The 12368-nt window shown below is 48.4% G+C and carries 13 protein-coding genes; 3 read left to right on the forward strand and 10 right to left on the reverse strand.

The window, feature by feature from the left end; genetic code table 11:
• Positions 1-35: 35 nt before the first annotated feature.
• Entirely contained in the window at positions 36-236 is a 201-nt protein-coding gene (locus tag QUB16_RS13100; protein WP_333316584.1) for a hypothetical protein, read from the reverse strand.
• Positions 237-563: 327 nt separating this feature from the next.
• Here QUB16_RS13100 and QUB16_RS13105 point away from each other — a divergent pair, with 327 nt between their 5' ends.
• Positions 564-1325, forward strand: a complete 762-nt coding sequence (locus tag QUB16_RS13105; protein ID WP_333316586.1) for an FkbM family methyltransferase — start codon at positions 564-566, stop codon at positions 1323-1325.
• Positions 1326-2067: 742 nt separating this feature from the next.
• Here the strand turns inward: QUB16_RS13105 and QUB16_RS13110 are convergent.
• The 7 genes from QUB16_RS13110 to QUB16_RS13140 all read right to left on the reverse strand — a co-directional run bounded on the left by QUB16_RS13110 (position 2068) and on the right by QUB16_RS13140 (position 7083).
• Complete coding sequence (locus QUB16_RS13110) at positions 2068-4263, reverse strand: diguanylate cyclase domain-containing protein (protein ID WP_333316588.1); 2196 nt, start codon at positions 4261-4263, stop codon at positions 2068-2070.
• Positions 4260-4865 (reverse strand): chemotaxis protein CheC, encoded by a 606-nt coding sequence (locus QUB16_RS13115; RefSeq protein ID WP_333316590.1) that lies wholly within the window; start codon positions 4863-4865, stop codon positions 4260-4262. The genes QUB16_RS13110 and QUB16_RS13115 overlap by 4 nt, the downstream gene beginning before the upstream one ends.
• Positions 4862-5239: a response regulator gene (locus QUB16_RS13120; RefSeq protein WP_333316592.1), complete on the reverse strand. Its 378-nt coding sequence runs from the start codon at positions 5237-5239 to the stop codon at positions 4862-4864. Before QUB16_RS13120 ends, QUB16_RS13115 begins: the two co-directional genes overlap by 4 nt.
• 237 nt (positions 5240-5476) lie before the next feature.
• Positions 5477-6007, reverse strand: a complete 531-nt coding sequence (locus QUB16_RS13125) for a tetratricopeptide repeat protein (protein ID WP_333316594.1) — start codon at positions 6005-6007, stop codon at positions 5477-5479.
• A 272-nt stretch (positions 6008-6279) separates the two neighbouring features.
• A complete protein-coding gene (gene rplT, locus QUB16_RS13130; RefSeq protein ID WP_006634165.1) occupies positions 6280-6636 on the reverse strand; it encodes a 50S ribosomal protein L20 in 357 nt (118 codons plus the stop codon).
• A 19-nt stretch (positions 6637-6655) separates the two neighbouring features.
• Positions 6656-6853, reverse strand: coding sequence for a 50S ribosomal protein L35 (rpmI, locus tag QUB16_RS13135; protein ID WP_006634164.1), 198 nt, complete (start codon positions 6851-6853; stop codon positions 6656-6658).
• Positions 6854-6888: 35 nt separating this feature from the next.
• On the reverse strand, positions 6889-7083 hold the full coding sequence (locus QUB16_RS13140; protein WP_333316596.1) for a hypothetical protein: 195 nt from the start codon (positions 7081-7083) through the stop codon (positions 6889-6891).
• Between the two features lie 525 nt (positions 7084-7608).
• On the opposite strand from QUB16_RS13140, the gene QUB16_RS13145 reads away from it, so the two are divergent.
• Complete coding sequence (locus QUB16_RS13145) at positions 7609-7767, forward strand: hypothetical protein (protein ID WP_333316598.1); 159 nt, start codon at positions 7609-7611, stop codon at positions 7765-7767.
• Positions 7768-7862: 95 nt separating this feature from the next.
• Here the strand turns inward: QUB16_RS13145 and QUB16_RS13150 are convergent, their stop codons facing one another.
• Entirely contained in the window at positions 7863-8315 is a 453-nt protein-coding gene (locus tag QUB16_RS13150; RefSeq protein WP_333316600.1) for a clan AA aspartic protease, read from the reverse strand.
• Positions 8316-8556: 241 nt separating this feature from the next.
• On the reverse strand, positions 8557-9594 hold the full coding sequence (pdhA, locus tag QUB16_RS13155; RefSeq protein ID WP_333316602.1) for a pyruvate dehydrogenase (acetyl-transferring) E1 component subunit alpha: 1038 nt from the start codon (positions 9592-9594) through the stop codon (positions 8557-8559).
• A 445-nt stretch (positions 9595-10039) separates the two neighbouring features.
• Between pdhA and QUB16_RS13160 the strand changes: the two genes are divergently transcribed.
• Positions 10040-12358 (forward strand): IMS domain-containing protein, encoded by a 2319-nt coding sequence (locus QUB16_RS13160; RefSeq protein ID WP_333316605.1) that lies wholly within the window; start codon positions 10040-10042, stop codon positions 12356-12358.
• The last annotated feature ends 10 nt before the right edge of the window (positions 12359-12368 follow it).

The raw sequence follows: 12368 nt of genomic DNA on the forward strand, positions 1-12368 counted from the left end.
CAGCTCTTGAGCCTCACGCGCATTCCTCCCGACACTCAACGGGGTACCGTTAGAGTGCGGGACTCCTGCTGTTTTAGGTCAGCGGTAATGGCGATCGACTTTTGGGGATTGCGGTCGGGAATTAGGGCGATCGCATTGTTTGCACGATCGAGCCAAGCATTCACTCGCGGGGCTACGAATTTTTTCATCAACCGCTGGTTAATTTCCGACTCCGCAGCCCTGGGAAAGTGGAGCATGACTAACTCTTCAATTGTTGGGAGCAGTCCATCGAACTATAACATTTTTCAATTCCGTATTTTGAAGCGCATTTTGACATATATTAAAGCATATTTACTCTCAATTTACTCTTATTATGAACAAAAAAATAACTCTCTGTAATCATATCTAGCGCATTCTGAACAAACTCGCAATCAGCCGGATTGGTTGACTAAAACTCTAGCCTTCAGGTTGAAGTCGCAGACAGAAACTCGATTTACAAGCGGTGCAAAATGTGAATTATTACCTAGAGGCTTTTCCATCATCTAACGTTATTGGAAAATTAAAACCAATCTCCATCTCTCCCTATGCTTGTCCATAAACTTCAGCAACTCGTGCAGCGCCAAATTCGGTCCCAAAAGTTAGGGATTAAATTTAACAGAGTTGCTAACTTTCAATGGCCCGAACAATTAATTGTGCAAGGAAAAATGCAGCGAGTAAACGTGCCTTCAGAGAAAGGCATGAACGGAGAATTTATAGAAGTGCTTTTAGACGACTGCTACGGAGTCGAGCAACTATCTGAATCGCTGATGACAATTATAGATATTGGAGCCAATGTCGGCTTATTTCCGATTGCTGCGAGGAACAGGTTTCCCCAGGCGGTAATTCACGCCTACGAAGCTAATCCATACCTAGAAAATTACCTCAAACATCACTCTCAAATCGCAAATTTTACCTATTTTATGGAAGCCGTAGGAAGTCGAGATGGTAAAGTAGTCCTCGACATTCGGGAAGTTTCGGGAAAAACCCGATCGACAGTTAGCGAAAGTGGCGAAATACCAATGGTATCATTTCGCAGGGCGATCGAGCGAATTGGTGGTAGAGTCGATTTAGCCAAAGTAGACTGCGAAGGTGCAGAATGGCTGTTATTTGAAGATCGAGATACTTGGCAACTTGTGCAAAACCTTTCTTTAGAATATCACTTGTGGTCTGGTCACACTCACGCGGAAACCCGACAAATTATTGAAAACTTAGGATTTCGGATCGGAAAGCAAATACCAATAGATAAATGGTACGGCTCGATTTTAGCATCCCGAACCTGCAACCCTCAAGGATATAGCAGATGTTGAAGAAGCAAGTTCGGCAACGGATTCGCTTTTTTCTGATGTAACGGATGTCAGAAAGAAGGTTAATTCTTCTGGAGTTGTGGTGATAGACCAGTTTTTATAAGAAAGAAGAGGATCTCAAAAAAATGAAACAGAAATACCTAATCTTATATCATTTCCGGTTACACCGGAATAATGTTGACGGTTGACGGTTGACTGTTCACTGTCAACCGTCAACAGTGAACTCGAATTTACTATTCCGATGCTAACGGATTTGATATTAATTGATAATTACTTCCCGAATCTAGTCCCCACTAGAACTTAATTTAATTGGTGTGACCTTCGATAAAAAATATATTGCTAATCGACGGTTTACATCACTTGAAGACCTAGTGTATTTATTACATCGCCTCTTAAATGAAGGAGATTTAATTATTAACTGGGACGAAAAATTCCCAACCAGGGTAATTATTGTATCACTGTTTAACTGCATAACAGCTTATCCAACCCATCCTTATATTTGGGTGGATTTATCCTTGATTACAAATATTTCCAAATCCTAATTTATTGATTGGGTTCAACGATTTAATTGATCCAATAAATCAATTCCAACCCTTTTATTTTTCTAGATGAGCTGGCTTATTTCTTACTTCTTTAATCCGCAGAGTGACAGAAGAGGGATATCAGGGTTTGGCTCACGGGCTTAGAGTGGCATTTTTTTTGTGGAGTGCTATAACTACTCAGGATGCACAAATATGGCAATTCGTCAAGCGCTAGTGGGAGAGGGTAAATTAGTGTTGGGGAGAGAAAAATCTACAGGAAGTATCGAAGTGCCTGTGCCATTCGCCTTGCCAGCAGCAGGATCGGGCTGGTAAAGTTGGATACGATCGCGCCCAAGTCGTTTAGCTTGATACAGGGCTTGGTCGGCTGCGGCAATCAGAATTTCGGCTCCCGATTCAGATCCAGGAACAATACTCGCTACGCCCAGGCTGAGAGTAACGTACTCGCTCACCTGAGAACCAGCGTGCGGAAGCTGCAAAGCTGCGATTGTGAGCTGTATGTGTTCGGCTACGATCACTGCGCCTTGAATCGAGGTATTTGGCAAAATAACGGCAAATTCTTCGCCTCCGTAGCGAGCTACTAAATCGGCGGGGCGATTGACTGCATCGGCGATCGCCGCGGCGACTTGTCGCAAACATTCGTCCCCGCCTTGATGCCCGTAAGTATCGTTGTAACTTTTAAAAGAATCAATATCGCACAGAATTAGGGACATGGGCGTTTGTTCCCGCGCTTGTCTGCGCCACTCCATTTCTAAATACTGATCGAACCGTCGGCGGTTTGCTAGCTGCGTGAGTGCGTCCGAAGTAGCCAAGCGCTCTAACTTGAGGTTGGCTGCTTGCAACTGCTGGTAGAGTTCTGCTTGCTTGATGGCGATCGCCAACTGGGTGGCCAGAGAAGACAGCAACTCTACTTCCAACTGCATCCACTGCCGGGGACTGCACTGGTGGGCCATCAGCAGCCCCCACAACTCATCTCCTTGCACTAAAGGCACAACCAAATAAGCTCTCACGGCGAATTGTGCGAGCAAGTCAATTTGATATTGCGGCAAATCCGCGGCCAAAACATCGGCGATCGGTCGGATCGCCCGATGTTGGTACGCTTCGAGATAGAACTGGTCAAAACAGAATTTTTCCAGGGTTTCCCCCAACATCGGCTTGCAGTTGGCAGCTACAGATTCCACTGTTACCGCCCCCGTCGCCGGGGTGGCGGAGACACTGCCCGTACAGGGGTTGAAGCGGACGATCATCACTCGATCGGCCTGAAGGAACTGACGCACTTCTGTCACTGTCGTGCGGAGCACTTCACCCAAATCCAGAGACTGGCGGATATGCTGAGTAATCGTCGCCATCAGCAGTTCTCGTTCGTTCTGCTGCCGCAGCGCCTCTTGTGCCCGTTTGTACTCGGTGATATCTTGAGCGGTGCCGAAAATTTGTTTGGGGCAGCCGTCGGCTGTGCGGGCGAAAACTTGGTCGCGGCAGCGAAACCAGCGCCATTCGCCCGATCGATGTTTGAGCCGATACTCCAACTCCAAAATATGCCCGTCTTGAGTCGAGGGAAATTTTTTCTGGTGGGCTTTGAGCCTCGGCAAATCTTCTGGGTACACCAAACTGGAGTACAAAGCAGTTTGCATCTGTAAAATTTCTTGGGGAGTGTAGCCCAGCAATTTAGAAGCTTGACCGTTGACGTAGACGTTGCGCTGTTCGGTCAAATCGTAGATGTAGAGCAAATAAGGCGCCGCGTCAGCAATCTGCTGGATGAAATGCTGGCTCGATCGCAATTCTTCCTCCACCCGCTGGCGCACTTGCACTTCTTCCAAAGCTTGATCCCGCATTGTGCGGTAAGCTTGGATGCGGTGGGTGAGGTCGGTCACGTCTTGAATCACCAGCAGCGCGTAGAACGATGGGGCATTGACCCCCGGCCATATTGATGACGAAGCTGAGGGTGGAGATTCCCTAGACAAAAAAGCACTTCTTGATGAGCCGACTCCGACACTACCCTCTGGTTCCAACTCAAGAGTATGGAGAATCCAGTCTCTAATCTCCTGTTCTTCAATGCCAGCCTCCAGTGCCGGCACAGCAGTCACAGTAGTTTGCTGAATTCGCTGCTGGCCGTCTTGCCAAGTTGCCGGAATCAGGTGTTTGTGAATTTGAGAAGAAAAAATTGTTGGCGGGCCTCCTGCAAAGATTTGCTTGAAGCGAGTGGCGTACTTTAACTGACTCAGGTGAGGAAAATGGGTTGTGATCTTTGTTCCCAATATTTGGCTGCGGGGAATTTTAGTCCACTCTTCCAGACAAGTGTTCCAAAACAGCACCACAAAATCATCTTGCAGCAAGCAGGCGCCGACTGGTACGCTGTCGAGAACCCCAAACTTTTCCTTAATACTTTTGCTCTCCTCAATCATAGACCCCCGGCAAGTTGATTGATAGCAGTCAACAAGGTGTCAAAGGAATTAACATTGAAAATAAGAATGATATCTCCTTCAATGTGAAGCCTTTCAATCATGAAACTGGTCTGGGCTAATAAAACAACTGTATCAGTAGCTAAACCGCCAGAGATCAGCAAACTAGCAATCGTCCCTTCGCTATAAGTGGGAATTGAATAGTTCAGGCGCTGCTGAAGTACGTTGCTGATTGCACCCATGACCCCATTAATTACAATATTTCCCACTTCACTTAGCGTACCAATTTTGACTGAATCGAGATCCTGAGTTCCTTCTTCCCCTGTGAGCATCGTCACCAGCATAGCAGCGCTGTTTGTGGGAAAGACTAGCTGGGCAATGCCTCCAAAGGAGCCTGTGAATTTGAGCTGGACAGCGGCGATTTGCTCGCCGTTGAGGTGTTGCTCTAACTCTTCTTCCACGTCGATGGGAGTCAGAATCTGAAGGTAGGGGATTTGCAAGCGAATCGGGGAGTCGATCATGTCGTTCAAAACCCCTGCGGCTTGACCGATGCCGATGTTGACGAGTTCCTGCAAAGCATCGAGCTGTCGAGTGCTTAATTTCATTGTGCGCTCTCCTCGCTGACACTCAGAGCTTTTTTGATCCACCCGATTAGTTCGTCTGAGTTGGGCATTTTGTGAATGACTGCCAGGGCTCCGAGTGCCATGCACTCGGAGCGGGTGGTTGCTTGGATGTCTGCGGTAATTACGATCACTGGAATTTTATATCCTCGATCGCGCATGGCTTGCAGGACTTCCCTACCTTCCATTTCCGGCATCAGCAGGTCTAAGAGCATACAGTTTGGGGTTTTAGTGCCGAGCAGTTCTAGAGCTTCTGGGCCGCTGGATGCTTCCCAAGTCTCGTATCCTTCTGCTCGCAGGATTTTGCAGATTACCCTCCGAGTCAACCACGAATCTTCGACAACGAGAATTGATGTCACTACGTTCTCCTCCTTCTATTGTTTAGGACTGACCGACGTTGCAGGTACTGGTTTTATCTTGACAGTAATTTAAAGTGCTGGGACGGTGTGCGATCGAGCTTCACTTGGAATTCCTGTTCTTAAAAACTAACGCATTAATGTGTTGGATAGTTTAGTATCTTGGACTATGTTAAGAAAAAACCCGGTTTCTGAATGAAACCAGGTTTGCGGGATCTCTATTGCTCCTAACAGGGGCGCTCAATTATAGATTACCAAACGCTTCCGAAGGGACTCTACTCGCTGTTTGGCCGTGGTATTGTCTGGCTCGCAGGCGAGAGCTTGTTCGTACATTTCCAAGGCTTGAGCGGTTAATTTCTTGCGCTCGTAGGCGTGACCCAGGTTGTTGAGACAGGTAACGTATTCTGGCTGCAACTTCAGGGCTTCTTTGTACTGGCGGATCGCGATGTCGTACTGTTCTTGGCCGAAGTGTGCAAAACCGAGGGCGTTGTATATAACAGCTTGATTTTCTTCGCCTTCTAAGTCTTTGGCTTTCAGGGCTTTTTGAAACAGTACGATCGCCTGGGAGTAAAGCTTCTTATCTAGATATATACTTCCTAATTCGTAGTATTCCTGTGCTGTTCCTTTTTCTACCGTCAGCTTATTTTCTAAGCGTTCCAGAGACATTTCCAGCTTCCGAGTTTTGAGAATCTGGCGCACCACAAACCAGGAAGTGCTGCCGAGTATAGCGAGCAGGACTGTCAGGTAAAGAATGAGCAAATTACTATCCATGTTTTTCTTAAATTTAGGTATGTCTGTGGAAGGTTTTATTTATTTTAAGGCGCTAGCAATCTCTGAGATGTGCCTCTGCAACTGTATAAAAAACAAGGAAATAGCGATCGACCGGCCCGATCGCGATTTCTGAAAAAGCAAAAATCCAGAAGTAAGAACAAAGAAGGAAACTTGGTCTCAACCTCCTAAATTCATCAGGAGTTTTCCTTCTCTGGCAGACAGTTAAATCTTTCTTACTTCTGCTTTGTGCATTCTGAAAATCAAGCGAACTTTCAGGCTCCGGCTCGATTGGCCATTTCCACAACTTTACCGAATGTTGCGGGGTCAATTATCGCCATTTGTGCCAGCATTTTTCGGTTGATTTCGATGTTGGCTTTCTTCATGTTGCCGATCAGTCTGCTGTAGCTCGTGCCGTGCTGGCGCGATGCGGCATTGATCCGAGCAATCCACAGGCGGCGGAAATCGCGTTTGCGTTTTTTGCGATCGCGATAACCGTTACGCAGGGCCTGCATCACCCGTTGGTTAGCTGTGCGGAACTGTTTCGACTGTGCGCCTCGGAAACCCTTGGCTAATTTGAGAATTTTTTTGCGGCGCGCTCTGGCGACATTACCGCGTTTTACCCGTGTCATCTTTAATTTCCGTTAAACTTTACAAGTATGGAAGCATTAACCGCACGTTAGCATCGTTGGTCTCGTCGATGACGACCAGCTTAGATAGACGGCTTTTGCGAGCTGAACTTTTGTGCTGTAGCAAGTGGCTTTTGTAAGCTTTGCGGCGCACAATTTTACCGCTGCCGGTCGCTCTAAAGCGCTTTGCGGCTGCTTTGCGAGTTTTGAGTTTTGGCATGAACTGGTGTTATTTGGACACAAGCTTATACCGTATCACGTTTGTGCTACTTTCTGCAAGGGAGATTTGCGGTTTGGGGGTAGCGCTGCATTTGCTGCCATATACAGGATGGGCGATCGGGTAATCTTGCGGTAGTTTGCGGGAGTTGACACCTGGTATAAAATGTTATGCCGCACTTGCTGTATCATTAAGCGTTCATAAAATTCCATCTCAAAAAGATTTAGTTCCACAGGTTCCGGCGAGCTGAGCCTTACCTTTCTCGGTGGATTTATTTCGCAATAATTAAACCATAAGTTTCTTGACCACGAATTTCAAAGGTGGTACCCGCCACGTGATTTATCCGTGGAATCAATCCAAAATCGAAAATCGAAAATCACTTATTGCCCCCGCATTTATCCGTGGGGTCGCCTCTAAAATCTAAAATCTAAAATCTAAAATCGATTGACGGACTTTGCAGCCACATATTCAAGTTTTGAGTTTAATCATTACCAACTAGCATCCGCGCTCAAACAATTTAATACGAATTTTATAACTGACTTATATGTTTATATTACACGATATATTTGAGCTATTTAATTAAGAAAAACTAAGAAAGGTTCAAGGCTGTTGAAACCCCCGTGTCGCTTGCATCTGCGATCGGAAGATACGCTCGCTTTCCGCCTCCCGTGTTTTTTTTGTAAATGTGGATGGGGGGTTTACGTCAGCAGTTTTTCATGCTCTGTTTTTTCTGCTTTACTGGGGGGTTCGCTCTTTGAGTGGGTGCATTGTTAGTTAACAGGTTGAGTCAGTGTACCCATCAGGGTGAACGCTCCTACAAGGCAGACAGCGAGACAACATTCTGGCAAATGATGAAGCCGTCGCCAATGAATAAAGATGAGTTTCAAGAATGGTTCTACGGCTACAAGCCTTCATAAACCTTGGAATAGGTGCTGATTAAAAATGCTGATATCATACCGATCGCGGCAGTCGAACATAATAAATAAAGGAGGTATTTAAGCTGGATTGAGTATTAAACTCTCAATACAGGTCTTTCGGGATTTTCGGGATTGGGAACTAGACGCTGATTTTTGCAATCTACCAGCAAATCTAAAGTTTCTAACACAGTTTGACCGATTAGCACCATATCGCCTAAAACCATTGCCGCCTCAATTGTCTCGCGCCCTTCTATTTCAAGGATAACAGGCCCTGTTAATCCCACTGTTTCTTGTCTGCCATCAGCATATTTTGCTATTTCCTGACTCCGAATTCTTAAACCGAGGTGTTCGCAGACTTCTACAGGAATAGCTGTGCGTACTGCGCCAGTATCTATCAGTGCTTCTGCTTCGTACACGCGCAACAGATTGGGATTGAGCAATCCTCTCTTGACTAACTCTTCATCAATGGCATTCGTTAGCTTGACTTTGACTCGAACTGCACCCATATTTTTGCTGGCTTGAGTTAGATCGCGATCGAGATTTATCATATCGCCTCTTTTCGTCTAGAAAGTCTACCTTTGATTCTAGCCGTAATTGATGGTTGTAAGGTTCGCACTGCACACCCTACAAGTAAAGTTTGTACGTAAGTCTTACAGCGCATTTCCGGTTTATGAAGTGCAGTAGGGACAAAGGCTTTCGCCGTGTCCCTACGGGGATATATCACTCTTGTGGGGAGTAGGGGTTGGGCATCCTGCCCGCCCTAAACATACAAGTTAAATGCACCACAGCTTACTCATCTTCTGCATAGATAAACCGATACAATTCGCTAGGATCTGGCTCGGCACTTTTCTCAGCAAAATCGACTGCATCATCAATTACTGCTTGAATCTTATTATCGATCTCTTTCAATTCTTCAGCAGTCGCCAAAGTTCGATCGATCAACTCAGCAGCCAACTTCTTAATCGGATCGCGGGGGAACCAATATTCCTTCTCTTCCTTAGAACGCAACTCATCAGGATCGGCCAAAGAATGGCCGCGAAAGCGATAAGTCAAAGCCTCAATCAAAGTCGGTCCCTCGCCGGCCCGCGCCCGCGCCACAGCTTCTTTGGCCACTTCCCGCACCGCCAAAACATCCATCCCGTCAACCTCAAAACCAGCCATGCCAAAAGCATGAGCCTTCTTGTAAATCAGCGGGTCAGAAGTAGCTCGCTCGTGGGCCATCCCGATCGCCCATTTGTTGTTTTCCACAACATAAATAATCGGCAACTTCCACAAAGCCGCCATATTCAAACATTCAAAAAACTGCCCGTTATTTGCAGCACCATCGCCAAAAAAACAAGCAGTCACGCCATCGGAACTCTCATCCCCCAAAGCTTCGCGGCGGTACTTCGATTGAAAAGCCGCCCCCGTAGCTACAGGAATCCCCTCAGCCACAAAAGCATAACCTCCCAACAGTCGGTGTTCGGCCGAAAACATGTGCATCGAACCGCCGCGGCCCTTCGAGCAACCAGTTTCCTTCCCGAACAACTCCGCCATTACCTCCCGCGCCGGCACGCCCGCGCTCAAAGCGTGAACGTGATCGCGGTAGGTGCTGCTGACGTAATCGGTGTCATCCCGGCGCATCGATCGAATCACGCCAGTAGACACAGCTTCCTGACCGTTGTACAAGTGGACAAAACCAAACATTTTGCCCCGGTAGTACATCTCAGCACACTTGTCCTCAAAATAGCGCCCCAAGACCATATCCTCGTAGAGCATCAAGCCCTCATCCCGAGAAATGTTTACGCTTTGCGCGTCAAAAACTGGTAAAGTCCGTTCCTGAACCATAAATAATTAATACCCGACGATCGGCTTCCTTGACATCTAAATTTAAACCGAGATGGGACACAACCGCAGCCGAAAACGATCGCACCTTTTCTGTGCAGCACTTCACCAATTGTTAAATTGAGTTGGCCATCGGGGCGGATTGCCCGGACTCGGAGAACCAACTCCCATCCAAACCCCATGCCAACCAATGATATAATTCCATTACTCTCAAACCCGAAAATGCTCAAGAGTCAAACAACTCATTTAGCTCAGGGGCAGTGGGACTTTCCATTTTCCTCACTGTAAAACGCTGTAGAGGGAAAAAAATCAGAGGATCTCTACGGTAACTCCAACATACCGTGAATTGGGCGGTTGGAAGCCAACACCAGAATTTTTGATTTGGTTTGCGGGAGTATCTCACTTAAGATAGGCTAATTCAGTTGCTAGCGCTTTGGGGAAGTGGACAGTGTTAATTCCACTAGATTACTACCGGATTTTGGGTCTACCGATTCAAGCTACTGCCGAACAGTTGCAGCAGGCTCACCGCGATCGAACTTTACAGCTTCCGCGCAGGGAGTATTCCGAAGTTGCGATCGTCGCCCGCAAACAACTGCTCGATGAAGCCTGCGCCGTTCTGTCAGACTCAGAGGGGCGCAAAGCTTACGATGCCAGTTTTTTAGCCAAAACTTACGATCGAGAGTCGGAAGCGGCACAGGAAGCCAAGCACCAGAGGTCAAAAACCTCAGCAGGCACGGCCACCTTCCTGCAAGACGCAGGAGAAACCGCTCCGGCAGAGTCCAAGGCTTTAGAGGCTGCTCCCGACCCCCACACTCCAAGTATTGAAATCGATGACAACCAATTCGTAGGAGCCCTGCTCATACTGCAAGAACTGGGAGAATACGAACTCGTACAGAAGCTGGGTCGCCCGTATCTTAACAATGGCAGCATCGCGATCGCAGAAGGTCGTTTCGGCGACCCTCAGCTCGTGAGGCCAGATATAGTTTTAACCGTCAGCCTTGCCTGTCTAGAACTCGGCCGCGAACAGTGGCAGCAAGGTCAGTACGAAAATGCCGCAAAATCATTAGAAGCAGGTCAAGAATTGCTGCTGCGCGAAAGCCTATTTGCAAGCGTGAGGGGTGAAATGCAAGCCGACATATACAAACTCCGTCCGTACAACATTTTAGAGCTATTATCGCTTCCCGAAGAAAAAGTCGCCGAGCGTCGCAAGGGACTGGAAATCCTGCGAGAAATGCTTCAAGAACGAGGCGGTATCGACGGTTCGGGAGACGATCGATCGGGTTTAGGAATAGAAGACTTCCTCCGGTTCGTGCAGCAAATGCGTAAACACCTAACCAGCAGCGAGCAGCAGGCGCTATTTGAAGCCGAAGCCGGCCGCCCCTCCGCAGTAGCCACTTACCTCTCGGTCTACACCCTGTTAGCCCAAGGATTTGCAGCCAGACAGCCATCGATGATCCGTCGGGCAAAGCTGATGCTGATGCAGCTCGGTCGCCGCCAAGACGTTCACCTGGAAAAAGCCGTCTGTTCCCTGCTGCTGGGCCAGACAGAAGAAGCCAGCAGAGCCCTCGAACTCAGTTCGGAAAAAGAACCCCTGGCCTTCATTCGCGAACATTCCCAAGATTCACCCGACTTGTTGCCCGGACTGTGCTTGTACGCCGAACACTGGCTACAAGAAGAAGTGTTTCCCCACTTCCGCGACTTGGCCAACGAGTCAGTGTCCTTGAAAGACTACTTTGCCGACCCGAAAGTACAAGCTTACCTAGAAGCTTTGCCACAAGACGCAGAAACCGCCAACGAATGGGTCGTCGTGCAGCCCCGCGCCGGCAAGCCCCCAGGGCGACTGCAACCGACAGCAGGCCGATCGCCCGCTGCCATACCCCCACAGCCACCCACAGCCAAGCAGGGAGCCAGTACCGTCACCTTGACCCCCGTACCGGGCGACGCTTCTACCGCAGCTTCGGGGGCGAAATCCCAGGGAACGGTGGCCGCGCCTAGCGCTGTTGCCCCCGTCTCTCTCCCGATAGCTACAGTGCCACACCCTGCAGAATCGACTTCCAAACATCGCAGACGCCAATATTCAGGGCGCAGCGGAGCCAGCGGCAAAGGGCTAAAGGGCGATTTTGCCGATCGAGCGCGCACCAAGGCAGCAGAAATTACCGCCCAAGTCAAGTCCATGCCTCCAAACAGGCTGGCTTTGTTTCTAGTCGCAGGTGTCCTGAGCCTGTTACTCCTGTGGTTAATACTCAGTCTCTTGGCTAGCGCGATGCAAGCCCTATCGGGCCCCCTCCAAGGAGAGCAAGCCCTGGTTCGCCTCGAAGAACCGCCGCTGGAAATCCCTGCCGTGGCCCCGGCCCCAGAGCCGAGCGCAGCAGGCGCAGTGTCGGGAGAAATCACTGAGGTAGCAGCAAAAGACTTAGTTCAAAGCTGGCTATCGGCGAAAGCAGCGGCTTTGGGCCCCAATCACGCTGTCGAAGAATTAAAGCAAGTTCTGACAGAACCGGCTTTGTCTCGCTGGCAATTGATGGCAGAAGCTCAACAGCGTAACAACGCGCACCAGCGTTATGTACACAAGCTGGAAGTTAATGGAGTTACCACAAATCCGACTAATCCCGATCGCGCCCAAGTAGAAGCACAAGTCTCGGAAAAAGCCGAAGTGTTCGATCGTTCTCAACTCGTTTCATCGCGTAATGAAAACCTGCGGGTGCGCTACGACTTGATCCGTCAAGAGGGACAGTGGCGGATTATGGATTGGCAAGTGATTAAGTAAGGAATTGTTC

Source organism: Microcoleus sp. D3_18a_C4 (assembly GCF_036702415.1).
In the GTDB taxonomy this organism is placed as follows: domain Bacteria; phylum Cyanobacteriota; class Cyanobacteriia; order Cyanobacteriales; family Microcoleaceae; genus Microcoleus.

Bases quoted from the DNA above. Each gene is read 5' to 3' on its own strand.
- QUB16_RS13105 (WP_333316586.1), top strand. From the start codon at position 564: ATGCTTGTCCATAAACTTCAGCAACTCGTGCAGCGCCAAATTCGGTCC.
- pdhA (WP_333316602.1), bottom strand. From the start codon at position 9,594: ATGGTTCAGGAACGGACTTTACCAGTTTTTGACGCGCAAAGCGTAAAC.
- QUB16_RS13110 (WP_333316588.1), bottom strand. From the start codon at position 4,263: ATGATTGAGGAGAGCAAAAGTATTAAGGAAAAGTTTGGGGTTCTCGAC.
- rplT (WP_006634165.1), bottom strand. From the start codon at position 6,636: ATGACACGGGTAAAACGCGGTAATGTCGCCAGAGCGCGCCGCAAAAAA.
- QUB16_RS13125 (WP_333316594.1), bottom strand. From the start codon at position 6,007: ATGGATAGTAATTTGCTCATTCTTTACCTGACAGTCCTGCTCGCTATA.
- QUB16_RS13115 (WP_333316590.1), bottom strand. From the start codon at position 4,865: ATGAAATTAAGCACTCGACAGCTCGATGCTTTGCAGGAACTCGTCAAC.
- QUB16_RS13100 (WP_333316584.1), bottom strand. From the start codon at position 236: ATGCTCCACTTTCCCAGGGCTGCGGAGTCGGAAATTAACCAGCGGTTG.
- QUB16_RS13150 (WP_333316600.1), bottom strand. From the start codon at position 8,315: ATGATAAATCTCGATCGCGATCTAACTCAAGCCAGCAAAAATATGGGT.
- rpmI (WP_006634164.1), bottom strand. From the start codon at position 6,853: ATGCCAAAACTCAAAACTCGCAAAGCAGCCGCAAAGCGCTTTAGAGCG.